Raw genomic sequence first — 24,012 nt, 5'->3', positions numbered from 1 at the left:
TTATGCCAATGCGCGAAGGTCGATTGCGTAGCGCGTGCCGTTGACGTTGATGACGGCTCTGGTCGCAACGGCGCCCGCGCCTGACTGGGTCAATACGCCGGCCAGGGTCAACGTGTTGTTGTCGTAGCCAAGCCCGCCCAATCCAACGCCATCCGCATTCTGAAACTGCAACGAATGGGCTGCATTAATTGCGATTGCAGCTCCCCCCGTCACCGAGAGCGCGTGCAGATCGATAACCGGTTTACTGAATGCACCAGTCGCGACGATCAGATTTTCCGCGCTGATCTCGCTGGCTCTCAGGACCGCATCGTACTGGCCTTCCAGATACATCGCGCGCTTATATTTGGTATTCGCGCTTGTTTTCCAGAAGATGCCGTTAGCGAACTCTGTGAAAATGCCATCCCCGCCATTCAATTTGTTGGTCGGCAGGAAAACCATCGTTCTCTTGTTGTTCGCATCCGTACCTGTGGCGATGACAGTGTGCTCCGAGGCGAGCGACCCATTCGTCGGGTTGGCTTGGCCGTGTGTCTCCTTCACTTCGAACGCGTGGGCAAAACCGGGAGCGGCCTGCAAAACGTTTTGGTTGATGTATGAGACTGCCGCCGAATGAGCAAAGAACGGATCAACGCCCTCGACGTATGAGCTGTTGTTTTCGAGCAGGGCAACGAGATTGAAGTGGCCGTATTTCGTCCCTGCTACGGCGCGCGAAGTTATCGAAACCGCGGAGCCGACCCCACCCCCACCGTCAATCGTGCCAGATCGCGTGTTTACCTGAATGTCCAGGAGAGACTGGGCTTCGCCGGCGGCATGTGTCTTTGTCGCGAGAATACGCGTCTGGAAGGCGTTCCAGTCGATACCGATGCCGTCTCCGAGCGCCGAGGCTGGCGGGGCAACCTTGAATACAGTGCCGCCAGCGTCCTTGGCATAGAGCTTGCGGTCGGCCATGTTGATGCCGAGTTCGCCTTCCAGCAGTTCCCCGGCCGAGAACACCTTGCTGGCCGTCGAAGTGCGACGTGACTGCATGCGTGTGGATTTGGTGACCATCAGATGGCTCCTCCGTCGAGAGTGTCGAAATTACTGGCGTCGAGGCCTGCCTTAAGAGCAGCCATCGTGGCGATCTGGTCGGTGTTCGTGCCGAGCGCCGCCGTGGGCGCTGTTGGCGTTCCCGTCAGCGCCGGGCTGGCGGTATTGGCTTTGAGATTGAGCGCGGTTTGCTGCGCGGTGCTGACCGGCTTGTTCGCATCTGAGGTGTTGTCGACATTGCCTAAGCCCACATCCGACTTGGCCAGAACGACTATCCCAGTCTGCCCATTGACCGAATTGACGGCTTGGACCGATGGGATGCGCTCCCACTTGTTGCCGTTCGTCGTGAACTTCGCGCGGTCGCCAACGCTCCATGCCGTCGACGTGCCGGTGATCGAATTCGTGCCAGCGACGGAGACGGTGTATTCGTCGCCGTTCGCCCCAACCCCGGCAGTGATAGTCGGCGTGTTAGTGTTGGCGTTCCAGCTGCCCTTGTAAGAGCCATTGACTGGAAGCTGGGAGGACGGAACCAACCCGTCGGCCCCGAGGCCTGCATACCCGTTGGCCGCACCTTTGTTGTTCTGCGTTTCGACCAAGCCGGCACCCGATACACTAGGCCTTACCTCAAACGTGGCAAGACCAGTAGCTCGTGACACTCTGAAAGCTGTACCGAGTTGCGCACCTGCATCCGAACGCCGCAGAAGCAGCAGATCAGAACCAGCGTTGCCCCCAGACTGAGGCGAATTGTCTGCCAACAGCGTCCAGATATCGACGCCTGCCGTTTTGAAACGAACCTGGCGGTCACTGCCCGCCGCCCCGTTGATGTGAAGAGACGTGTTGACTTGGCTATTGCCACCGAGCTGCAAAGCCGAGAGGTACGCGGTGCCGTATCGGCGTGACGCCTGCCCAAGATCTGCCCCAAGATCTGCTGTTGGGCCTGCAACCTGCGCATAGGTGGAAAGCGCGGCAACAAGTCCGCTAATCGTCGCCATCTCCTGAAGGCCGGTATGCGTTGTCCGATCGCGAAGACTGGCGTCTGTTGCGTTCGCGGTTGCGCCCGTAGCAATACCGGCAAGTTTCGTCCGTTCAGTCGCCGTCAGCAGCTTCTTGGTCGCGCCCTCGGTCAAGACTTCGGCCGACGCCCCGGCCTGCAGGGCTGTATCTGCAAGCGCACCTTGAGCGGCTGTGGCAAGCGCCGGCTTGTTGGCGATGGCGTTCCATTCGGGCGTGACATCGGCCGTGTAATAGTAGCTCGCTTCCGCTGTCTTCGACCCAGAGCCGGAGTAGCGCCACGCGCCACCATCGGCCGTGTAAACCATCGTGCCGAGCGAAACCGCCGCCTGCTGAAGCGTCGTGAGGCCCGCGATGCTCGTGGCAGACAGCGAGTTGTTGCCCGGGATGACAGGAAGCCGAGCAACGTCAATTGTGCCGGTCAGTTTGGCGGCATCAAGGTCAGAGATCTTGGCGTTCGGTATTGTGGGGAGCCGATCAAGATCAACAGTTCCTGTCAGCTTCACAGCGTCAAGGCTCGTGATCATTCCAGAAACGATCAGGCCAGCGGAGCCGCCAAGCGCGTTGATTGCTGCGGCGCTGGTCGAAGACGCGAGAAGATCAAGCCCCTTCGTCCCAATCGTCTTGCTCGACAGCGTCGTGAGGCTGCTGTTCAGTGGCTGCCTCCCACCGAGAAGCAGATCCAGTGCGTCGTTCGTGGGCAACGCCCCGAGCTTGGAGCGCTCGTCATCCGTCAGCTGCCGGCGTAGAAAGTCTCTTGCGGACATTAGATGCTCCCTCCGTCCAATGTGTCGAAGCCTACGATCGGAGTTTTACCGACTCCCACGATCATCTCTGCCGTTGCTTCTCCGGCAGTGTCGTCAGTGGTGATCGCCGGGAAGGTCACGACCCCGCCGCCTGGCGCGGTCCATCCCGAAATGTGAAGGCCTTCGAGCAGCACATAACCGATCACGTCATATCCGCCTGGGATCGTTACCGACGTCTGGCCCAGCGAGACGGTGACGGGATACTCTGTAATCGGGTTGACCGATGAAACGATGCCGGCAATTGCGTCGAGCGCAACCCCTGCCGCGACAGCCGCTGCTACGGCTGCAGCCATTGCAGCAGAGAGAGCGGCCGCGTTCACATTGCCTGCGGAGAGATCGAACGTCACGGCTGTGACGCCGGGAATGGGGTTGAGGCTGGACACCTCCATCTCAGCCGGCCCGTTATTCCCGGCCGTCACCCAGACGCGAGTGCCGCGGGCGATATCGCCGGCCTTATTCCAGTCTGCTGCACGCCGCCAGACGCCGTTGGCTACGACAATCCAGATCCCGTTGTCGATCCCGTTGCCAGTCACCAGGACACGCTCGCCCTCCGCAAGCGCTACACCGTCAACGGTCTGCGTCCCGAAGAGGGTGATGCTGCCGGTAGTGGCTACCCGGCACGGGCCTTTATATGCAGTCGTCGACGACAGCCCGTCGCGTCGGCTGATTTCAATAGATCCCATTGTGTTCTCCGGGGCGAAACAGAAAAGGCCCCTGAGTGGAGCCTTGCTTCTGGAACTGGATTTGTGGTTGTGTGCCTCGCATGAGCAAAGACGCCCGCAAGTTCATTTCCTTCATGACCGCTATGCTGCTTCCGGCCTTCCTGGCAGGGACTGCAATGGCTGAGCGGTGGTCTCGCGGCTTTGAGCCGGTGATCGTTATCCTGTGGCTCGCTGGCACGCTGTTGGGTATCGGCTACACGATCGACGGGTTGCGCGGCGCCAAGGCCCTTGCGCTTGGAACGGCCAAAGCGTGGGGCCTTATGGCAGCAGTCGCTCTACCCCTCGGTATACTGGTAGCGCTGAAGTTTGGCGGTAATCCTTGAACCTGTTCTTCTGCTGTCTGGCGATGTAGCCGGGGCTTGCCCAGTTGCGCAGAGAGCTGAGGAACAGGGCGTCGAGCGCCGGCCGCGTGTAAACGAGGTTGATGAATGGCGTGTTGTTGATCATCATGTTGATCAGATCGCCGGCCATCTTCGGCTGCTTGCCCTCTTCCAGCGACGTGCGAGCCTTCAGAGGCAGATTGATGAGATCGCTCATGGTTCCGATCATCGGGCCGGAGAACGTCTCGAGCGCGCCTGACCCGAACCGGTTGGCCTCTCCGAACAGGAAGTCTCCATAGATACCCAGCGCGCCGCCCTGTGTGAGCGCGGCAATCATCACCTTCGGGTTGGTCGGGTCGCGTGGGGGCCAATAGCCCTTGGCTGCATCCTTCATCGTCATGGCCATGTAGCCGGCCACTGTGAGGCCACCCAGAAGCGCGCCGATGTGTGGAGCGTTGTTCATCACCCGCTCCCACTTGTTGGCGCCCTGCCCGCCGAATAGAGCCCGCCCAAGCACGCGCTGGGAGAACGCGATCGGAAAGCCTTTGAACTGCATGACGAAGCGCGTGGCCTCGCCTGCGACCGTGCCGGGGCGCGTGCCAAGCGTCGAGAAGCGCCGGCTGGCTGCGTCCGTTTCCACGATCGCATAGTTCGTCTCATCTGCCACGTAGGACAGAAGCTTGAGCTGCAAGCTGCGACGGCCCTCGTCGATGATCTCGGCCTTGCGCGCGTCTGTCTTGGCCGATGAGAGCCGATCGCGAACGAGCGGCATGATTGCCTCATCGGGAAGATCCCGCACCGCGTCGGACGTGATGTAGCGGTTGCCGTTCACTTCGCGGCGGTTGACCTGTTGGATGGCGGACCATTCCGCCTCACCAATCCCGTGCAGCCCCAGGACGTGGGAGAAGTTGGCCGGCAGTTCTCCGAAGGGCTTGCTGGCCCGCATGCCCATCTCAGCCGCGACCATGCGCCCAGCGACGGACCGGCCAACATCAGTCCACCAGTCGAGGCCGTTCCATTTGAAAAAGGATTCGGTCAGCCGCGACATCTTGCCGACCGGGCCGTCATTGACGAAGCCGCGCGACATGACGTCGCCAATCATGCTGTCGAAGCCCTCGCCCAGGAGGAACGAAATTTCCGCCTGCTCACCCTTTGGCCGGCCGCGGAAGATGCCATCGATCTGCTTGACCATGCCGGGGAAGAAGCCGCCACCGCGGAACATTGATGCGGCAGCCGTTCCGATGACGTCGGTTGGCATTGCGGTCAGGACAGCGCCGCCCAGTTTGGCCATGCTCTGGACCGCACGGATATCGTTGCCGATCTTTGCCGCAGTGACATTGCCGGGGCGAGAGATCGCACCCGACATGATGTCCATTGCGTTCCGCAGCGGGCCAGCGTCAGCGTTGAGCGTCTGCATCGCCTTGACCTTCTCGGTATCAGGCAGCGTCCCGTCCTTGAGCTTGCGGCGTTCGCCTTCGATCAGGCTGTTGAGCATCATCTCCGGGTTCGGCCCGAACACTTCCATCTGCGCTGCCATGCCAGCCGCGCGCCGCTGATGAGCCATAATGCCGTAGATCGAGTTCCCGTAGCCGAAGGCGTCCCGGTAAGCGATGGCGCTGTCTGCGTCCTTGAAGTGCATCACGCGGGTCTTACCGAGCGACTTAGCCAGGTTGGCCGGATTGACGCGCTTTCCCATCTCACGCGGCGTGGCCTTGTTCGGCATGCCGGTGATCAGGGTGTCGTAGATGTCGCCCAGCACTTCGCGGAGCTGAGCAGGGCTCGATACATCCGGAAAGCTGCGATTGAGATCGAGAAGTGGCGCGACGGAATCAACCCACGACTCTTTGCCGGCCTTCATCATCTTGATATCGTCGTGAACCTGAGCGCCTGCCCAGCCGTCCAGCTTGCCGATCGATGCGCCGAGCTTGTTCAGTTCGACCCGGCTGGCCTCGATGTGCTTGGCAAAGACGCCCGAAAGATACTTGGCATCGTCGTTCCCGGTCATTCCCGGCTTGCCGCCTTCGCGAAGCTCGCTCATCTCGCGGAACACATCCTCCGACAGGCGCTGATCCGACAGGGAGTTCACCAGATGCGGACGGTCTTTCTGGATCTCCGCCAGCATGCCGCCGACGTAATCCGCCTCATAGCCCAGCCGGCGCGCGAACACGCTGTCTCTGGCGCCTTTGACGCCCTGCTGCGTGCCTTCCATGACCGCGAGCAGTGCAGCCTTGGGGGACAGGCCAGCCGCCTTGAACGCTTCGATCGACGAGTCCAGCCGGTCACGGGCAAGGATGTTGAGCGCTGCATGCCGGCGCTGAAGGGCGGCCGCGATCTTGGTCTTCTCGGCTGTCTGCTCGGCGAAGGACTTGATCTTGTCTTCGATCCCGCTCGTCGTGCCAGACTGGCGCAGGCGTTCACGCTCCTGCTGCGCCGCCCGAAACGCAGCCGCCATGTCGCGGTCGCTCAGTTCCTCGCCGGCAGCCTTGGCCGCAGCCTGGGCAGCGCCGTAGCAAGCAGATTTCTTGAACTCGTCAGCCATCAGATCTCACAAGCTGCGAAGGCCTTGAGCGCTTCGCCATATGAATTTGCGGTGGTGAGGATCGCATCGGCATCTTCGAGTGCGGCGATGTCTTCTTCCGTGAGCCGGCCTTCGGAGCGGAGGCGCTCAATGTCGGCAATCTCTGGATATTCGCCCGTCTCAGGGTTCACCCGGTATTGCTCTGCCATAGCCCGATCAGCTTCTGGCTTGCCGACACGGCCGGCAGCTTCCGTCACCGCGCGCCGGACAGGCTGCTGGGGAACAGACCGGTCGACGCGGCTGAGTGCCTGTGTGGGGCCTGCTTGCGCATCTGTGGTCGTCGCTATCTGCCGTTCGCCGCGGGGCTCAGCAAAACGCTGCTGCCAGAATGCGTCCCGGGCCTGCGCGTTAAGCTGCGTTGTGCGTGCAATAAGCTGCTGACGCTCAGAAACCACCGATGCATGAGCCGACCGGCGCGCGGCCAAGGCTTCATCAACGCTTTCGATCTGCTGCACCTTGGCGTCGTCTATGCTTGCCAGATGCTGGCGTAGGCTCTCGCGGGCGGTGTCGCGGCGTTCGGTTGCCGTAGCACGCTGCTTCTCGTTCGGCGCCTTCTCGATTGCTGTCTCGGCTTTCTGTAGCCGTTCGGCTAGGCGGTCTGCTTCGATCATGGCGGCGCGCGTCGGGCCGAACTGCTGATTGTCCATCGTCTGGGACTGAAGCTTTGCGATCTCAGCTTCGTTAATGTCGTAGGTCTTGTTCAGCACATCGAGGCGATCGAATGCGGCCTGATCTGCTTCCCGCGCCATGCGAGCAATAGCGATCTTCGGAAGCTCCCGATCGGCAACCTGTGCAGCGAAGTCGGCACTGGCCGGCGAGACTTCTACCTCGCCCCGGTTCAACATGCCGTCGATCGCATCATTAAGCGCGACACGGCTCTCCTGAACCCGCTGGAGCGTTGCGAGCTTCGTCTCGGCCTCTGCCCTCAGTTCAGGCGAAGAACCGCGCGCCCGGCCCAATGCGCCGCCAACAGCACCGAATGCGCCACCGATCAGCGCGGCCATCGCAACCTGCGTCAAGGTATCCTGAAACCCGACCTCATCGCCAAGCTGCCCGCGCACCGGCGCCGTGCCAATGCCGAAGATTGCCGTGTTGGCAGCGGCGTCGATCGAGCTTGTGAGCGCGGCACCACCGACCCGGCCGAACCGGGCAGCGTTGGCCGCTGCAACAGCCTCACCAGCGATCGGGATATAGTTGATCGGATCGACCGCTGATCCGGCCAGCTTGCCGAGAAATGCCGTGATCGGGCGCTTCTCAGCATAGAACTCGCGGACCTTCTTGAGATCGTCAGCCTGAGCCAGCGATGCAGCGCGGTCTTCCGTCATGCCGGGAGCAAACGGGATGCTCTCGCGGAACGATGTCGAGGACTTGTACTGGTCTTCCGACAGAGCAGCCTGCCCATCGTAGTCAGTGCCGATCACACGGCGGATGATGCTGTCTGGGGAAATCGCCCGGTTGATGGCGCCGATAGTGTCACCGAGCCCGCCATCGGTTGGCGGCGCGGCTTCCGGCGTGGTGAGGCTGCGAATAGCCGTGCCGATGCCAAAGCTCTCGTTGAGCCCCTGCTTCGTGTTGTCCCAGAAGGTCGTGCCCATCGACAACGGCTGATCGAGCGACGAGGTGAGGAAGTCCCCATCCGTCATCGCCCGCCCGCTTGGGCCCGGGATGAATGCAAAGCTCATTCGGAAGCCCCTGGCAGCATGTCAGAGAAGGTGCCGTAATTCTGTTGGTCCATTTCCTGCCGCGTCTGGTCACCACGCGCACCAGCTGCATCTGCCGGCGTCACGGTGATTTCCAATGGAGCGCGACCGCCGCTGGATGTGTTGCTCTGCACTGTGCCGCCCATCTGCAAGATCCGATCGAGAGGAAGCGTCAGAGGGTTGCCATCAGGACCAGAGACGAAGGCACCGGTGTAGGGATCGCGCATGCCGATGCCATTGCCGACCGGGACGAATATCCCGCTGTCGACGATATCGGCTGCCCGGTTTGTGGTAGCCGCGTCGATCACAGCCTTGCTGCCGTCCGCAACCTTGCTATTTGCCCCATCCATAACCGCTGAGCGCCTTGCTTCGATCGCGGCCTTGAACGATGCCTTCGATGCCTCAAGCCCGTCAGCGAGCTTCTGCTGGTCAATGTCTTTCGGGATCGGAAGGTTCGCAGTGACGGAGCCTGATCCGGAAAACACCGTCATGTCGCCGAACAGATCCTTCTTCGCGCCTTCAACGGCGGTGTCGACATCCTGCCCCTGAGAGACGCGGATCAGTGCGGCCTTGCGCAGAAGCTCGGTCCCGACCGTCGCCCGCTCAAGGCTGGATGCATCGCCATAGGTCGTGCCGTAAGCCGCATCGCCGATCTCACCCGGAGCCCAGACGCCAGCATAGATCGCCTCATCGACTTCGCGAGGCTTGGTCTCGCCAGACTTCGGCAGCTTGGCCGGGTCCACGATCGACGCCTGCATCAGACGGTAGGCCGCACCGGTGTCGCCGCGCGCGGAGGCTTCCATAGCGCCCTGCATCGTCGGAGGCAGACCGGCCTTCAGCAACTGACCGAACACGGCCTGGCGCTGCTGTGGATCGCTGGTGGAGAACACGAGGCCTGCGACAGAGTTGAGCCTGTCCTCATCGCTCAATTCCGGCTTTTTGAAGCTGTCGAGCGCGCTGCCGGCGACTTCCTTGGGCAATGGCTGGACGTTCTGAATGCCGAGCTGCTGCTGAGCTGCGATGCTGGCAGACATAGCCGCCCTGAAATCACCGCTTGTGGAAGCGTCGGACCATGCCTGCCGCACGGCCGGGAATGCCTGCTGCACGTAGGATGCCGGGTCAGCCTCGCGGGCCTTCACCACTTCGGCGCCCGCGCGCTCAAGCACCTGATACTTGGACTGCTCAAGGGCTGCATCATCGCCGGTCGACGTCGGGCGGGCAGCCGCTACCGCCTGCGTGATCGCCTCGGCGGGCATTGTCTGGAAATTATAGACCTGTTGGCTCGTATCCACAGACGTTTTGAACGCGTCATACTTGCGAACCCCTTCATCCGCTCCGAAGGCTTCGAGGAACTGATCCTGCGTCGGCAGGTTGCCGGTATAGGTGCCGGTGTTCTGAATGGCGATCGGCGCGTTCTCGACCGCATCAGCGATCACGCCGCGCTGCTCGACCGCGTACTGGTTCTGTGTCCTCTCTGCCAGCTGATAGAGCTTCTGCCTGTCTTCGGGAGCAAGCGTGGCATAGTTGCCCTGGCGCAGAGCAGCGCTGGTGGAGCTGTTGGACGCGCCGCCCATCTTCTTGTTCGACCATGCGATCAGGTCGCTGACGTTCTTTCCGCGAAGAAAGCCATTGGCATTGACGACGCCATCGCCGACGACGCTCTCGACCGAAGCATTCGGATCTGCCTTGAGCACCTGTGCAGCGCCACGGGGCCCGAGGAAGTGGGCGAGATAGATGTTGCCGTCTGTCGCCTCGACGCCCTGATTACGCAGGAACGACGCGTTCTCTTCCGAATAGCGCTTCGTCATCTCACGAGAGAGCGCCGGATCGTTGCGAAGCTGAAGCACTTCGTTTGCCGATCGGCCTTCAGCGAGGTCTGGGCGATACTGCTTGACCATGTTCATCCACGTTGAAGCGATGAACTGGCCTGCGCCGGTGGCAGACGAATTGGGATTCTTGGCCGTAGCGTTGCCACCGCTCTCCACGCCGATGATCCGATCGATCACGCCGCCTGAGACCGCCGCACCTGATCCAGAGATGACCTCCTTACGGAAGCCGGGGTCGTTCAGGATCTTCAGTTCAGCTTCCTTGAGGATGCCGCCCTTCGCATACGTGTCGCGCCACTGCTGGGCCTGTGCTGGCTTTAAAAGGCCTGTCTGCTCGGCAGCCGCAATGCTGTCGTTGATCCGCGCCATCGACGCCTGTTTGTCGGCTTCCGGGGTCGCCGGATCGGTAAAGATGTTCTGATCCTTCTCGAGCGCATTGCCCAGATTGACCTGATAGGCTTCGTTCCGGCGGTTGTCGGCTGCACCGAGGATGGACTGTCGGCGGTTGGCAAGATCGACCTGCTTGTCCGCGATCCACTTCTCACGATACGTCGGGTCCGCGATCAGCTTGGCGCCGTCCTGCAAGATCTTGCCGGCCTGGGTGTCGAAGGTCTTGCCGAACGAGGAATAGTCGCCGCTGTCCTTGATCGTGCGTTCGGACGACAGGATGTTGTCGGCATAGAACGCGTTGGCACCGGAGATCTCGGTTGTCCCGCGCTGCTGGCGGTTCTCTTGCCCGATCTCAGCAATGTCCGATCCAAGCGAGCGGATGCCCTGCCCCAACTGCTGCGCACCGCGGCCGACCGCCGAAAGATCGGCAGACGCAATCCGGGTGTTCGGCTGTGGTCGCGCTACGCCGAGCTGATCAGCCCCTGGCATTTTTGGCATCAGGTGTACCCGTATTTCGTTTTATAGGAGTTGTAGGACTTGGCTGCACCGCCAATGCCGGAGATGAGCGTGCCAGCCGCGCCAAGGGCTGCTCCGGACGAAGCGGCGCGCCCCTCCATCCTTGTGGCCTCGGCCTGGCTTCTGAGCCCAGCCGCTTCCTGCTGGCCGTTGTAGATCGCCGTGCTGACGTTGTACTGCCCTGCCGCCTCGGTATCTTCGAGGATCTTGAGCACCGACTGGTTCTGCACGCCGCCACCTGAATTCGCGGCAAGCGCCACCTGGCGTGATAGCAGCGCGTCCTTCTTCTTGCCTTCCTGCTCGGCATCGCGGGAGGCAACGGCCATCTTATCCTTGGCCTGCTGCTCCATCTGATCGGCCTGGTACTGAGCCATCGCATCCTGCTGCTTGCCAGACTGGATCTGGCCGATCGCAGAAATGCCGGTCCCGATCGCACTGGCGCCGGCTGCGAGCAATTCTAGTCCTGACATTCAACTACCTCGAAGCCTGCAAGCGCGACGACGCGCGAGGATGTGTGAAACTGGCTGTTCCGGAGAACCTTCGGGACCACACCGATGGCGTCTGCAACGCGCTTGATCTGGCGAATGCCGGCCAGAAGCTTCGGCCCCACGCCCGCTGGCTCCCTCACGATGTCGAAGAACACCCACCACTGACCGCCGTCGTAGGCCAGGCCGCCGACAGCGTAGAGCCCATGATCGTCATCCTCTCCGAACGCGATCACCGGTAAGTTGATGAGCTTGTCGTAGAACTGCTCAAGCTCGGCCGTTGCGAGAACTCTCATGGTCAGCCTGCATCATGCGTTGTGATGGTGAAGGTCAGACCGGAAACCGTGCAGGAGAACGGAGACTTGCCCTTGAGGCAGATGCGGCTATCCGTGCCCCACGCTCCGTCGAACGAGGTCATGTCGTGATCGTACTCGGAATGGGTCACGTTGCTGACGTCGTTCTCGTCGACGAGGTTCGGCAGGGCATACATCTGCGCATCATCGAAGCTTCGCCCGTACTTGATGCCCTTGTTGTGCGTGTTGACCAGCTGGAACCCGATCTTGTCGACCCGCTTGCGCTGGTTGATCGCAGTTCCCATTGATGAGGCATAAGCGAGCTTTGCGCTCTTGAACCGCCATTCGAACGGCAGCCCGACGACATAGTTGGTCACGGGAACGCCGACGTTGATCTGTCCACCGGTGACAGTGAAGTATTGCTCGAGCGGGACGCCATCGACGTTGACCGCGACCTGCAGGCCCTCATAGAGCCCCAGGCCGCTGATCGTGCTGCTGGGAGACCCGAGCGTACCTGTCCGGTAGCAATCCATCTCGCAGTTGATCCGCGCGCCTGCCGCGGTGTCGTCGAGCATCATGCGCTCGCGCGTGTAGACCGTGGCGCCGTTGATGGTGCGCTTGAACAAGGCCGTGACGCGATCGAGACCGTCCTGCCGGCTGACGCAGATCGACTGCATCAGGCCATTGCCGCCAGCCTCGATCGGGGTGAAGGCCTTGATATCTTCTGCCTCGTCATAGGTGAGGACGATGCACTTGCCGTCCGAGCGGACATGCCATGCGCGGGTGTCGGGATTGCGCTGAACCGCCAGATCGACGACGCCTGGCTTCAGGATGTCCCGGTTGACCTTGGTGATCTCGTCCGAGGTGTAATCGCCAGCACCTGATGCATCGCGGATCTCGATGAGCCGCTGTTCCGTGCGATCGATGAACAGGCCATTGTTTCCGGCGATGACCGCGCAGACGTTGTCCGCAGAGCCGAAGTCAGAGAACGCCTTAAGCGTGATGCCGTTCGCCGTGATCGGTTCATCCAAGCTCGACGACTTGACGACGATCTCGCAGCCCTCGGTCCCGATGATCAGGCGAGAGAGCGGCAGTATCCACTTTGCTTTCTGCACGCCGCGGCCGACAGCCATGTTGCGCAGGATCGGAGCGGAATCGCCTTCCTTGTTCTCGTCGTAGGAATAATATTCGTCGGAGACCGAACCCCAGAACTGATCGAGGCCAGCCCAGAACAGGCGCCCATCGTAGAACGAGACAGCGGCAGGCCACGAGGTCTCATTGGACCACTGGCCCGCGCGCCAAGTACTGGTGTAGGTCACGTCGCCTGGCGGGTCGAGGATGTCGACGCGAGCGGTTGTGCCGTCAGTGACGCTCGTGATCCGGACAATGCCGTCCGTCGTTCCGCCATCGTAGCCTACCGTGACGACTGCAGAGCCAGATGTATAATCGCCGCTCTGGAACCCGAGCTTATAGAACGTGATGGAATTGCTGTCGTAGTCATCGTTTCGCTCGACGCCACTGGGGTTGGCCGTGAACCCAATCGTGTTGTCCGTAGTGCTGTTCTTGTAGGGAGCATAGCCGCCGTCTTCGGTTCCATAGGCGCGCTGCCATGTGAGTGTGCCGGCCCATGTCCCGGTGACGGTGTAGGAGAAGTCACGATCGTTGTAGCCGTGCTCGATGTCCTTGATGCCGGCAACTCGGATCGGGAGGGTGAACTCCTCGTCAGCGGCAAGGATGGTGCGGCGGCGCTGCTTGTTATGAAACAGGTAAATTAGCCGGCCAACCATATCGCTGGTGAAATAGTCTTGCGAGGCGTTCAACGTTGCAGAGCCGTAAAGCTCAGTCACCTGAAGCTTGGCCGGGGAGTCTTTGACCAGCCCGAATGGACCGTCTTCGGACAAATATCGGGTGACGGACCACGAGTGGAGAGACCGACGCTCGATCTTGCGCTGCTCATACCCATCGCAAGCCAGGAACATCACGTCGCCCGACTGATCCCACCGGATCTTGCGGAGATCTGCCTCGGCATAGAGCGTTGGGAGAAATAGTTCACCAGCACCTTCGACTTGGCATGACGTGACATAGCATGGCCGCTGCGTCGTGTTGCGCAAGCGGATGAAATAGGAGGATGTCGTCGGGGTGAACGTGAGGGAGTGCGTGCCCTCGGCGAGCATCGTGCTCCTGATCAGTTGCTGCCCATTCAGCGTCGAGCCGATACGGAACTCCACAGAGCCACGGGTGACGACAACGCGCATTGCGTGCTCTTGGCCCACGGAGCTTGTCGTGACCGTCTGGCGGGCTGCTGCGGCGCCACCCTGAGCGAGCCCTTGAAGAAGAAGCTGACCGCCTGCGATTTCAGCGTTGGCTCCATTCAGGACACCGAGGGTCCAACTAGCGGTCGTCGAGAAATCTCCGTTGGCCACAGTCGAGCTGACCGCCTGCCGGCTGACCATCTGGCCATCAAGCGAGATCGTCACGCCACCGGAGCGGAAATGCACAATCGCATCGCGGGCCGCGCTGATCGCAAATGGGCGCATGACCTCGAAGCCCGGAGCAGTCGACAGATACTGGAACGGTGGGCGGAAGTAGGCGGAACCGATTGTCTTCGGCAGGAGGTTGACCTGCACCTCGGCGGCAAGCCGGGTCTTGGTCAGGTCCACGCGTGACAGCGCTTCCTTGCTGATCTCACCGACAGTGAGCGCATGGAGAAGGACGGACTGTTTTGCCATCAGTAACGACCAACCCTTGAACTGCGATAGCCACCTCGGCGGGCCTGAGTGAACCGGCCTTCAGGGAAGCGCTTCGGTGCGTCGTCGAAATTGTTGATGCCGATCGCGTTGGACTTGGCTGTCCGGAAATCACGCTTCAGCTCGTCGAGCTTTGCGGTCGACTGCGTGATGGTCTCGCAGGTGACGATGGCGATCCGGATGGCGACGAGGTCAGCGAACGCTTCCGTCCATGCGCCGATGTTCAGGCCATAAGCCGGATCATTCGAGACATAGGAGACGTAGAGCGGGCTGCAGAACGTGTACCAGCACTGTGCGTCCTCGGTGTGGTTTTGCAGAGGATCGGTCAGCGTGGGCTCGGAGGAGATCGCCACGACCTTCTTGATGTCGCCAGGCTTCTCGATCGCATGCTCATAGCCGAAGATCGGATCGATATCAGTGGAGGAGTAGAGGGACACAGTGCGCGTCCCCCAATCCCATGTGCCAAGCTCAAGGCAGAACTCGACGCAATCAGCATAGACGGCATCGATCGTCTTCCGCGAGGCAACGTTTTCAGAGAGGTCGAGAAGCCGAGGGCTCCCGATCTTCATCAACGCGCTTTGGTAGATACCGAGTCTCGATGCCATCTTGGTTCCTTATGCAGCCGCGCGCTGCTTGTAGGCTTCAAGCTCTGCCTGAGCCGAAGCCTTCTCGATGATGCCTTCCTTGACGGTGTTCCCGTCAAAGCCAAGCAGACGCCAGCCCTTGGTCGCGCCAGACGGCACGAACAGGATGCGGGGAAGCTTCTCGGAAATGCTGGTCTCAGTCTCGCCGGCAGCCGGGGCGGCATCCTCGTTTTTCCAGACACGAAGAACCCGCATCTTGGCGAACCCGACATCCCGATCGGTCACGCGGAGAAGGGCGTCAAAGCTTCCGTCTTCGGAAAGGAGTTCGATCAGGGTGTTCTTTTTCAGCCGCCCAACACAATGGGCCCAGAATGTGGGCTCGATGCACTGCTCGAACGTGATGCCTGTTGGGATATCAGCTTGGTAGATGGACCGAGCGTGTTCGGCCCGCTGCGCCATCTGGCGCTCAGGAAGGGTCAGCATTGATTGCCTCGAGGGAGAAATAGGGGGGAGGAGAAAGGGGGCCGAAACCCCCAATCCATTAGGCGCCGGCGACGAGAGTCGCTGCACCGTCCTTGACGACAGCGCTGACGAAGCGGATGCCGGATGCAGGGGTGGTCGTGTCGCGAACGAGCACGGCGTCACCAACGCGCATACCAAGCTGAGAGCCGTTGCTGATGTAGGCGGCGCCTACGACAGTGGCGAGCGTGTCAGCCGAGGTGTAGCCCCAGAGCTGCATGCTGGCACCAGTGCCGGCAGCGAGCTTCTGCGGAGGCAGTGTGGTCGAATAAGCCATCTCTCAGATCTCCTTACGATGCGACCATGGCACTGTCGTCGTGAAGCACCTTCACCACGCCGGCGTTCTGCAGAAGCAGTGCGTTGTGGTAGAGGGTCACGCGCGCCCAGGACCGGTCGTGCTTCGATTCGTAGTCAGCATCGATATTCTCTTCCCCGATGTTCACGGCGTGGCCGAGAGCAGAGCGGTGGAAGAAGAAGCACGTTGCCGAGCTGGTGCCGGCGCCTGGAAGCTTCGTCGAAACGATCCAGTTGAAGCCAGCCCAGCGCCAGATCTTGCGAGTGGCACCGGCGAACGGCTTGCTGTCGACGTAGTCACCGGACGAGAACTGCGCGGTCTGCATGAGGTAGGCCCGCATTGCTGGGGTGACGACGGCGAACAGGTCATCCGGGTTGTCGGTGTCGACATCGGCTGCACCGAGGATAGCCATAGCCTTGGTTACGACAGCAACGGAGCCCGTTGCGGCAACGCCGGCGGTCTGAGTGGCGGTCGCGAGTGCTGCGATGATGACCTTGTCGACGTCGATGTTGATGTCGGTCATGGCAGATTCCTGCATGATGCCGAACTGGTCGCCCTGCGAGGCGAACATGTTGAAGCCGGTTTCCTCGTGGGTGCCGTGCTTTTCGACCAGCGTAACGGTGCGCTGGACGTTGTTTGGCTGGCCATACGGCAGGTCGCCGTTATCGCCGCGGGTGACGGCACCACGGCCGCCTGAGGATGCAACGAGGAACGTGGCCTGGTTGCCTTTGATAACAGCTTCGCGAGTGGTCGTGGCGCGGAGCAGCGAAACGCGCTGCTCGAAGCCTGCGACCGTCTCCTTGCGAAACTGAATGACTGGTGCTGCTGGCATCAGTGTTCACCTTCTATAGGATTGGGATCGGGGTTTGGGAGCACGTCCAGTTCAGGGTGTCCGAGCGGGAGCATCGCGGGGTGTCCTTGCGGAGCCGCTATCAGCGCGTCGGGGCGTCACTTGGCCGTAAAAAAACCGCCTCAGAGGGCGGGGATATCAACCGGGATGTCCGGTATGTCGTGGAGGCTAGCGCTTGTTGGAGCGCTGCTCAGCCTCAAGAATGGTGCGGTATTCCTTGTCGAGACCTTCGGAGCGATACCGGTTGATGTCCGACTTCATGACCTTCTCGATCTCGGCCTTCCTGTTGTTCATGGAAGATCCGCCATCGCCGGCAATGAACGAGCTGTCGCCGTAGTGATCGCGAGCACGCTCGACGAGATCCTTGACGAACTCAGGCACCTCACCGAGACGGCGACCATCTGGCAGGCGGGCTTCAAGGATTGATGCGCCGGCGCCCGGTGTCTGCTCAGCATAGCGAGCGAGCATCTTCACGTTGGAGCGGTATTCCGGGCCCCATTCGGAGCGGAGATCGTCTTCCAGAGCATTGCGGCTGCTGGTGTCCTTCTCGTACTGGTCAGCTGTGATGGTCTGCATGCGATCGGCATACCAGCTGAAGGCGCGCTCGGCCTGGGCCTGCGTCATGTTCGCTTCGTGCGCTGCGGTGAAGAAGTCGCTGGCGACAGTCTTGTCCGCATCCGACCAGTCATAGCCGGCCACCTTGGGCAGCTGGTAGGCGTCGGCTTTGTCTGGGATCCCCTGAGCCTTGCGCCATTCTGCGCGCTGCTCGTCGGTCGCGTCTTCCGGGAGCTTGCCGGCGTTGGCCTGCTTCTCCTGGACCTTGTCCTGCGCTGCGATCAGAGCCTTGACGATACCCTGTGGCGATGCGTAGCGGCTGATCCGCTTGAGGACCTTCTCATCGCCGCCGGCGAACTCCTTGCGCCAGTCTGCATCACCGGGTGCGTCGGCGCCGTCATCGCCACCGGTGTCATCGCCAGCGTCTGCGATCGTGCCCGCCTTGGCGGTGGTCGGCTTGCCAGTGTCGGCGGCTGCAGCGTCACCAGCGGCGTTGTCTACGGCTGCGGTGTCCGCACCAGCGCCAGCACCAGCATTCGCGTCGGTGGTCACGTCTGCGGCAACAGCGCCTGTATCGGCTGCCGTTGCGTCAAGAGAGGGGTTCGCGTCGGTCATTTATCGGCCTTTTCGTTGCCTGGTTTGAACAGAGCGTCCATCGGGGACATTGCCACCCCGAGGATCTGCTGACCGGTGAAAGCCCGGCCTGTCATGAAGTCGGTAGCGCGGCGTCCATCGTCGGAGCCCTCAACGAACTGAGAGACCGCAAGGCCTGCCGCTTGGTAGATGATCCAGTCGAGGGCGACAGTCTGCTGGTTGGCGTCTGCTGTGCCCTCGCGGAGAGCTTTGATCGCGTGGGCTTGATCACGGGTGATGGCGACGGACTTGGTGTTGATCATTCGGCGGCACCAACGAATGTCATGCCGTGTTCAGCGCAGTACCGCTTGAAAGCGGACTCGTGCAGCTCGCCGCGATTCATGTCGATCGAATGGCCTGTCGTACCGCCCTTCCATGAGCCCTTGCGCTTGCCAGTCTCGCCAGAGAACTGGATATCGAGCGAACGCCTGACCTTGCGGGGGCGGAAGAGCGAGAGCCATTTGAAATAGCCCGTGCCGAACTTCCATTCCATCTGTTCGATATGCGTCGTCGCGGATAGTTCTTCGCCGTCGAAGTCCTTAAACGCGAATACCGCCTTGGGCATCGTGTCTTCGAACTCGCGCTGGGCCTGCCATGAATTGCGCCGGACCTCGATATCCTTACTTTCAGCCTCAGTCCGCAAGAGTTCGCCGGCCAATCCGTACCAGGACTTGCGCACGTACCGCCATTGCGTCCAAGGCAAGAAATATCCCCAACGCTGTTCGGTGCTGCTGTCTTGGGTCTGGCGCCCAAGACTGACGGAGAGGTGCCCCTCCGAGAGCGTGAACCCATATTCTCGCTCGTGCTCGTCCCAATATCCGCCATTTGGCGAGGTGGACCAAGAACGGCCAGACGTGTCCACCCAAACGCGAGATGGCTTGATGATCGCGGGCATTTCCACAATCATAGTGAACCCGAATGCGCTAACGCGCAGATTGCAGCCGACGTACTCATCGTGGCCGGAGCCGAGAACGATTGCTGTGGGCTTCCATCGGCGATCACGGGCGAACAGAAACGGCCCGAAGTGGCGATCGTTATCACCCCATCGTCTTGTGGTCATATCGTCTCTCCTTTGTCGGAAGGATAGGCGAGCGGGACCGACACCCCGCTCGCCCGTTGCGCAACATCGTTCACCCTGTCGGGGATGATATGGATTTCTGGGAGCAGGCTATTCGTTGACCAGCCTGTGGATGATTTTCGTGAGCCCGCCGATCATTGGGGCATTCCAAAAGAACCCGGCGTTTCCATCTCCGGTCGAACGATCGGCGTATTGAACAGCTGCACAGACCCCGACTATTTCGCCGTCCTTGGCCTTTTGAAGCAGACGCTCAAGGAACTCGACTGTGTCTTCGTTGGTCCCCTGGTCTGACAGCATGGTGTTGCCGTCTGTGTAGATCACTGCGCCCATCAAAGCTGACCTGCTGCTGCGAGCTTCTGCGTGACGTCGGCGATGTTCACCGCAGCCTCACTGCCCTGCGTGAGCTGAGCCATGGCGTTCTGGTTGGCTGCCTCTTCATCCTGAGATTTCTCAACGGTAGCGGTCTGCTCTTCGGTCGGGATCCAGTCTGCCGGAGCGCCTGTGCCGCGGATGGCTTCCTTCAGCGCCTTGTCGAGCAGGAGCGTGCTGGGGAGCTTCTTCATGGCCGCGTCCGGTCCGAGCGCTCCAATCAAGCCGATGACCTCGGTGAACTGCGTCGTGCGCTTGCGGGCCTCTGCCTCGCGCAATGGAGACAGGAACCGGAACGAGAAGTCCCCGCCCTTCATCTCCGCTGGGATGCGATCGAGATCGAATGCATCGCGCTCGGCAAGCATCTCATAGGTCGTCTCGACCAACGGCATGTTGTACTCGACCTCGACAGGCTCGAACAACGGAAGCGCGGCCCGGATGTATTCCTGAACGCGCTGCCCGACCTCGTAGGCCGTCATGTCGCCATTCTCTGACGGTGGCAGCTGCAGCTTGTTGAGCGAGAACGCTTGGGCGATCATGTCGCGGGCATCCTGCTTCAGCTCGACGCCGATGTTGAAGTCTGCATTCCGGTTGAGCGATCGGAGCGCTTCACCCTGGCGCTCGTCATAGGCTTCTGAGACCCATGTGATGCCGTTGGGGAAGATGTTCACGTCGGACCGGATAGCGTCTTCGGTGGCGATCATGGCCGGCGAGACAGCGTATTCACCCATCTCCTGGATGAGAGAAGCTACAGCCTGCAGCATTCTCGCATCGGGGAGAGCGATGGTGGTTGCCGGCGAATAGCTGTACTGGCTCTGGCTGACCGTCTGCCAGCGTGGCACGATGTAGGAGAAACGAGGCATGCTCGTCTCTTTCAGCATCACGTTGTGCTCGCAGTCGTAATAGATCGAGACGAACGGATGCTTCGGCTTGCGCTTCTTGCCCTTCGACAGGTCGTATTCGTCGGACGGCATGACGAGATGGCGAACCTTGATCTCCTGATCGGGAGACTTGTTCTCCATCGCGAGCACGGCCGGCGGTGCCTTGTCTCGCCACCGGCGGAGATAGTTGCGCACCGTGACCTTGAACTCGCGGTCCATGTAGTTGGTCTGGCCGTCCTCGTCGTCCATCCAGACGCAATCGCGGATATGCCAGTTGCGATAGAGCAGGTGATCGAGAGCCTGGGATTCCTCAACCGAGATCACGCACTGCCCGAAGGTGGCGTAATCGTGGTCGCCTTCCTTCGTGGCGCGCATGAAGCGGGCGTGAGGATCGTACATGGCGCGTTTGATGACGCCGCCGACATACTGCAGGCCCTGACCGATCGCGGTGTCTGCGTCCTTGTCCTCGTCTCCTGTGGTGGGCATGAACCAATCGGTTTGTGCCGGCCGCAGGAGCGTGGAGAACGTGTTGCCGAGTTCCTGCCGCGCGAGCATGGGGTAGCTGTCCGACAGGCCGTCAGCATAGTTGTTGCCGAGCTGGATGGTCGTCGTGAAGTCTGCCCGGATCGGATAGAAGATCTCTGCGATCTCCTGGAACAGGCTCATCAACGGCTGTCGTTTGGACCGAAGGCGATCCCCGATCTCTGTCAGCTCTTTCGCGCGCAGGTCGGTCATTTACTGCCCAAGCTTCGTGTTGGCGTAAGCTGTGCTGCTGCTGTCGTTGGCGATGATGGTCGATGCCCTGCCCTGGTTGGCCATGGTGCGACGACGGCGCTCTTGCGCTGCGTTCTGGTTGGCCGGGTCTTCGAGGTCGGGCATGCGCTGGACAGCGGCGGCCTTGGGCTTTTCAACCTTGGGGAACAGTCCTGACATCAGATGCCTCCGATCAGAGAAACGATTGCGAGCAATGTGACGCCGGCAGTGATCAGCCACGAGGCCATGGAAACTGCCCACTGCACCTGCCGGAACTGGCCAACGGTGATATCGGAAACCCCCGCCACCTCCGTGACGACCTCCCCGAGCGCCGCGATAGCACAGGCTAGGATCGCGCCGGCCATAAGCAGCGGGCTATTCAGGTGCAGCCCTGTGGCGAAAGCGAACGCCATGAGCAGCGCCCCGTAAACGTAGATACCCTTCATCAGTATCGCCTTCCCTTTTTTGCAGCAGCTGAGCCTTGGCTCGCTCTGGTTGGCAGGCTGTTGCCGCCGGTGTATGCGCGGATCCGGACTGAAACGCCGGTCTCGCCGTAGGACCAAGCGTTAACCACCGCGTCACCTTTGTCGGGTGAGCGGCCAAGCCTCTTCTTGATCTCTGCTTTTTCTTCGATCTGGATGCCGTTTGGCCCAAGCCGCCACGTTGGCGCGGCAAGGTCGGCGAGAAGCTCCTGATCGATCGGGATCGCAACAGGCTCGCCCAGGTTGGGTTCCAGCGCTTCCCTGAATTTCCACCAGACTTCGGCCCGCTTGTTGGCGAACTTCAATCTGCCGTCTCTCGTGCGCTTGGCGCTCTTCTCCGACCCGTTGTGAGGATGGAGCTTGATGCCGGCGACGTTGTTCTTGAGGTGCGAGTAGACCCCGGAGCCATACCCGCCGCCCATGTCGATCACCACATCGCATCCATCGCGCATAAGGGCGATGTCACCGGCGGCAAGATCGATCGGGTCAACAAGACCTTTGAGCTTCTCCGAGTTCACCTCGTCATACCAGCAGCCGTATCGAACGGCGCGAGTGTTGGCATCGCCACCGCCGAGCGCGACGTCATGGCTCAGGATGGTCATTGCCGTGTTCGCTGGCTTCTGAGGCGACCATCTGGCTTGTGCAGCCCTGATCCATTCGGTCGGGATGACCTGGAAATCAGAGTCGCGAACCTCGGCGTCGAACCGGCCGTCTCGCATTCTGATCCGAAGCTCTTCAGGCATGGCCTCAAGAACCGAAGCGTAGCCAGTGGCCATCAGATCAGGATTGTCTTCCAGCCTGGCAGGGATGAAAGTCCTTGATCGAGGCTTGACCATTCGGCCGTTGACCTCAATCTCGTCGGAGCCAGCGCATTCCACGTCCTTGCCGTCTATCGTTGTGTACCAGCGCAGCTCACCGGGTTTCGCCGGGTTCGGGTGGTTCGGATCGAGCCAAGCAGCCCAATATCGCACGACCCAGTAGCCTTCCGCTGTCGTCGGCGGGTTGCCTGTTGCGATAACCCGGCAGCGCTGCCCCTTCTTCGTTGAGCGCGTCCAGCCGATCAGGAAGCGGTACTGCCCTTCGCTGAAGTGGGTGATCTCGTCGAAGCCCTTAAGGCTGTGCGGACGGCCCTGATACTTCTCGACATCGGTCTCATGCGGAACCGAGCCGAACTCCAGCGTGTTGCCATTCGGCAGCCGCCAGAACTTGTCCTGCCCGTTGTACCCGCTGCGCGACCCGATCAGCCGCGTGACTTCCTTCTCGAGCCCTTTGATCTGCGGATATTCGCGGCGAAAGATGATCGATTCGTCGTGGTCGTCTACTGCGGTTCCACAAAGCAGCGCTGACTTCCCGCCGCCAGCAGACCCACCAAAGAACAACTCGTCAGCTTCGCTATACAGCGCGTCTGTCTGAGGCCCGACGTTCGGGATGAAGTAGCGGCCAGCCGTCGCCGTCTCGGCATCCTTGACCAGTTGCGCCTTCGTCTCGTCTGGCAGTGCGTCGAAGCGCGCCAGGATCTCGTCAAGGGTGTTCACTTCGGCGCGGAGGCGAGAGCAAACGCGATGCGGCGAGCCAGATCATACCCGCTGACCTCTTCAGTCTGGATAGCCCCGCCGTCTTTGCCGGTGTGCTCGTTCTGGATCTTCGTGCCGTACTTCTTCGGCAGCAACCGCTCAGCAATCCATTGCCGTGTGGAGATGCGAAGCTGAGATCGACGCATCGCTTCGCCGTTCTCGCGCCAGCCGATGTTCTCACCGTCAGCGTTCTTCTTCTCCATCCAGTCGTTCGTGCCGTCGTCTGCGATTTCGAGCAGCTCGTCGGCCATCAATTCGGCTTGAGCTTGCCTTGCATGCGCATATTGTTCGCGAAATGCTTCGTGTTTTGCCAACCAGCGGCACACTGTGCCCGCATGAGGCATACCGTCATCGGAGCAGATCGCGCGCAGGCTTTCACCCTGAGTGATCCGCTCACAGATGAGGTCAGCCATGTCTTGGCTATAATCGGAGGGGCGACCGGCCATCAGCTGCACGCCTCTGTGACTTCGCGTTCCATCTGGCGCTCACGAAGTTTGATAATTGCGAGGGCGGCTTTCTGGTCCTCGACAGGCAGCGGTTCTAAAGGCTGCATGATGGAGTCCATCTCTTGCCCGAAAGCAAGGGCAGCTGAGATCGTAACGGCCGTGTGCTTGGCGTAGACTGCGTCTACCTGCTTACGGAACTCGTCTAGGGAGAAGGCCATCAGTCGGGCTCCACCCATGTTACGCTGCCTGGCTCTCTGCTCAGCTTGGAGCGTTCGATCGCTTCACGGATCCCGTTCGAGTCGCAGAAGACCGTGGGGGACGCCTCAGCGTTCGCGCCTTCAGTCGCTGGAGGAGCAGGACGCAGCACGATCATGGTGCTCTTGTCGTCCTTGAACTCTCTGACCCATCCGCCACGGCATGCAGCGTAGAAAGCGCCCTGATGGATAGACACCTCGCGCGATCCGTCATGCAGTCTGCCGAGGATGGCTTCCTCAGTCTTGCTTTCAGATGTGAGGACGATCTGTTCGAGACCGTCCTCGATATACAGGGCGATTTTCATAGGCTTGGTGCCTCAAG

At 61.0% G+C, this 24,012-nt stretch carries 25 protein-coding genes; 1 reads left to right on the top strand and 24 read right to left on the bottom strand.

All coding sequences use genetic code 11. The annotated features are described in order from the left end of the window. From G6K99_RS07960 to G6K99_RS07950, 3 genes are read right to left on the bottom strand one after another with little or no spacing between them, the layout of a single operon-like run. Positions 1–1,044: a hypothetical protein gene (locus G6K99_RS07960; RefSeq protein ID WP_174196226.1), complete on the bottom strand. Its 1,044-nt coding sequence runs from the start codon at positions 1,042–1,044 to the stop codon at positions 1–3. After that, a complete protein-coding gene (locus G6K99_RS07955) occupies positions 1,044–2,801 on the bottom strand; it encodes a hypothetical protein (RefSeq protein ID WP_174196069.1) in 1,758 nt (585 codons plus the stop codon). The genes G6K99_RS07960 and G6K99_RS07955 overlap by 1 nt, the downstream gene beginning before the upstream one ends. Next, the gene (locus G6K99_RS07950) at positions 2,801–3,523 is read right to left on the bottom strand and encodes a hypothetical protein (RefSeq protein WP_174196225.1); all 723 of its coding nucleotides are present in this window, start codon (positions 3,521–3,523) and stop codon (positions 2,801–2,803) included. Before G6K99_RS07950 ends, G6K99_RS07955 begins: the two co-directional genes overlap by 1 nt. 80 nt (positions 3,524–3,603) lie before the next feature. Between G6K99_RS07950 and G6K99_RS07945 the strand changes: the two genes are divergently transcribed. Beyond that, on the top strand, positions 3,604–3,885 hold the full coding sequence (locus tag G6K99_RS07945) for a hypothetical protein (protein WP_174196224.1): 282 nt from the start codon (positions 3,604–3,606) through the stop codon (positions 3,883–3,885). On the opposite strand, the gene G6K99_RS07940 is transcribed toward G6K99_RS07945, so the two are convergent. From G6K99_RS07940 to G6K99_RS07840, 21 genes are all read right to left on the bottom strand, one after another. Continuing rightward, entirely contained in the window at positions 3,821–6,421 is a 2,601-nt protein-coding gene (locus tag G6K99_RS07940) for a hypothetical protein (RefSeq protein WP_174196223.1), read from the bottom strand. The genes G6K99_RS07945 and G6K99_RS07940 overlap by 65 nt on opposite strands. Then, positions 6,421–8,142, bottom strand: coding sequence for a hypothetical protein (locus G6K99_RS07935; RefSeq protein WP_174196222.1), 1,722 nt, complete (start codon positions 8,140–8,142; stop codon positions 6,421–6,423). Before G6K99_RS07935 ends, G6K99_RS07940 begins: the two co-directional genes overlap by 1 nt. Beyond that, positions 8,139–10,874, bottom strand: coding sequence for a hypothetical protein (locus tag G6K99_RS07930; RefSeq protein WP_174196221.1), 2,736 nt, complete (start codon positions 10,872–10,874; stop codon positions 8,139–8,141). The genes G6K99_RS07935 and G6K99_RS07930 overlap by 4 nt, the downstream gene beginning before the upstream one ends. Beyond that, positions 10,874–11,362 (bottom strand): hypothetical protein, encoded by a 489-nt coding sequence (locus G6K99_RS07925; RefSeq protein ID WP_174196220.1) that lies wholly within the window; start codon positions 11,360–11,362, stop codon positions 10,874–10,876. Before G6K99_RS07925 ends, G6K99_RS07930 begins: the two co-directional genes overlap by 1 nt. Then, on the bottom strand, positions 11,350–11,673 hold the full coding sequence (locus G6K99_RS07920; protein ID WP_174196219.1) for a hypothetical protein: 324 nt from the start codon (positions 11,671–11,673) through the stop codon (positions 11,350–11,352). The genes G6K99_RS07925 and G6K99_RS07920 overlap by 13 nt, the downstream gene beginning before the upstream one ends. A gap of 2 nt (positions 11,674–11,675) precedes the next feature. Further along, the gene (locus G6K99_RS07915) at positions 11,676–14,399 is read right to left on the bottom strand and encodes a hypothetical protein (protein WP_174196218.1); all 2,724 of its coding nucleotides are present in this window, start codon (positions 14,397–14,399) and stop codon (positions 11,676–11,678) included. Next, complete coding sequence (locus tag G6K99_RS07910; protein WP_174196217.1) at positions 14,399–15,022, bottom strand: hypothetical protein; 624 nt, start codon at positions 15,020–15,022, stop codon at positions 14,399–14,401. The genes G6K99_RS07915 and G6K99_RS07910 overlap by 1 nt, the downstream gene beginning before the upstream one ends. Before the next feature lie 9 nt (positions 15,023–15,031). Continuing rightward, complete coding sequence (locus G6K99_RS07905; RefSeq protein ID WP_174196216.1) at positions 15,032–15,484, bottom strand: hypothetical protein; 453 nt, start codon at positions 15,482–15,484, stop codon at positions 15,032–15,034. A gap of 58 nt (positions 15,485–15,542) precedes the next feature. Beyond that, on the bottom strand, positions 15,543–15,797 hold the full coding sequence (locus tag G6K99_RS07900; RefSeq protein WP_174196215.1) for a hypothetical protein: 255 nt from the start codon (positions 15,795–15,797) through the stop codon (positions 15,543–15,545). A gap of 13 nt (positions 15,798–15,810) precedes the next feature. Further along, complete coding sequence (locus tag G6K99_RS07895) at positions 15,811–16,647, bottom strand: phage capsid protein (protein WP_174196214.1); 837 nt, start codon at positions 16,645–16,647, stop codon at positions 15,811–15,813. A gap of 186 nt (positions 16,648–16,833) precedes the next feature. Beyond that, on the bottom strand, positions 16,834–17,835 hold the full coding sequence (locus G6K99_RS07890) for a hypothetical protein (RefSeq protein WP_174196213.1): 1,002 nt from the start codon (positions 17,833–17,835) through the stop codon (positions 16,834–16,836). Continuing rightward, positions 17,832–18,116 carry a hypothetical protein gene (locus G6K99_RS07885; protein WP_174196212.1) on the bottom strand — a complete coding sequence of 95 codons (285 nt, stop codon included), beginning with the start codon at positions 18,114–18,116 and terminating at the stop codon, positions 17,832–17,834. The genes G6K99_RS07890 and G6K99_RS07885 overlap by 4 nt, the downstream gene beginning before the upstream one ends. Next, the gene (locus tag G6K99_RS07880) at positions 18,113–18,913 is read right to left on the bottom strand and encodes a hypothetical protein (protein ID WP_174196211.1); all 801 of its coding nucleotides are present in this window, start codon (positions 18,911–18,913) and stop codon (positions 18,113–18,115) included. Before G6K99_RS07880 ends, G6K99_RS07885 begins: the two co-directional genes overlap by 4 nt. Positions 18,914–19,021: 108 nt before the next feature. Beyond that, entirely contained in the window at positions 19,022–19,261 is a 240-nt protein-coding gene (locus G6K99_RS07875) for a hypothetical protein (RefSeq protein WP_174196210.1), read from the bottom strand. After that, the gene (locus tag G6K99_RS07870; RefSeq protein WP_174196209.1) at positions 19,261–20,916 is read right to left on the bottom strand and encodes a portal protein; all 1,656 of its coding nucleotides are present in this window, start codon (positions 20,914–20,916) and stop codon (positions 19,261–19,263) included. Before G6K99_RS07870 ends, G6K99_RS07875 begins: the two co-directional genes overlap by 1 nt. Continuing rightward, the gene (locus G6K99_RS07865) at positions 20,917–21,114 is read right to left on the bottom strand and encodes a hypothetical protein (protein ID WP_174196208.1); all 198 of its coding nucleotides are present in this window, start codon (positions 21,112–21,114) and stop codon (positions 20,917–20,919) included. It lies immediately after the preceding gene. Next, positions 21,114–21,380 (bottom strand): hypothetical protein, encoded by a 267-nt coding sequence (locus G6K99_RS07860; protein WP_174196207.1) that lies wholly within the window; start codon positions 21,378–21,380, stop codon positions 21,114–21,116. Before G6K99_RS07860 ends, G6K99_RS07865 begins: the two co-directional genes overlap by 1 nt. Further along, a complete protein-coding gene (locus G6K99_RS07855) occupies positions 21,380–22,951 on the bottom strand; it encodes a terminase large subunit domain-containing protein (protein WP_174196206.1) in 1,572 nt (523 codons plus the stop codon). Before G6K99_RS07855 ends, G6K99_RS07860 begins: the two co-directional genes overlap by 1 nt. After that, positions 22,948–23,436 carry a terminase small subunit protein gene (locus G6K99_RS07850; protein ID WP_174196205.1) on the bottom strand — a complete coding sequence of 163 codons (489 nt, stop codon included), beginning with the start codon at positions 23,434–23,436 and terminating at the stop codon, positions 22,948–22,950. Before G6K99_RS07850 ends, G6K99_RS07855 begins: the two co-directional genes overlap by 4 nt. After that, complete coding sequence (locus tag G6K99_RS07845; protein WP_174196204.1) at positions 23,436–23,654, bottom strand: hypothetical protein; 219 nt, start codon at positions 23,652–23,654, stop codon at positions 23,436–23,438. The genes G6K99_RS07850 and G6K99_RS07845 overlap by 1 nt, the downstream gene beginning before the upstream one ends. Further along, positions 23,654–23,995, bottom strand: a complete 342-nt coding sequence (locus G6K99_RS07840) for a hypothetical protein (RefSeq protein ID WP_174196203.1) — start codon at positions 23,993–23,995, stop codon at positions 23,654–23,656. The genes G6K99_RS07845 and G6K99_RS07840 overlap by 1 nt, the downstream gene beginning before the upstream one ends. Positions 23,996–24,012: the final 17 nt, after the last annotated feature.

The organism is Neorhizobium sp. AL 9.2.2 (assembly GCF_013317225.1).
In the GTDB taxonomy this organism is placed as follows: Bacteria; Pseudomonadota; Alphaproteobacteria; order Rhizobiales; family Rhizobiaceae; genus Neorhizobium; species Neorhizobium soli.
This window is presented reverse-complemented; position numbering and strand designations above follow the sequence as displayed.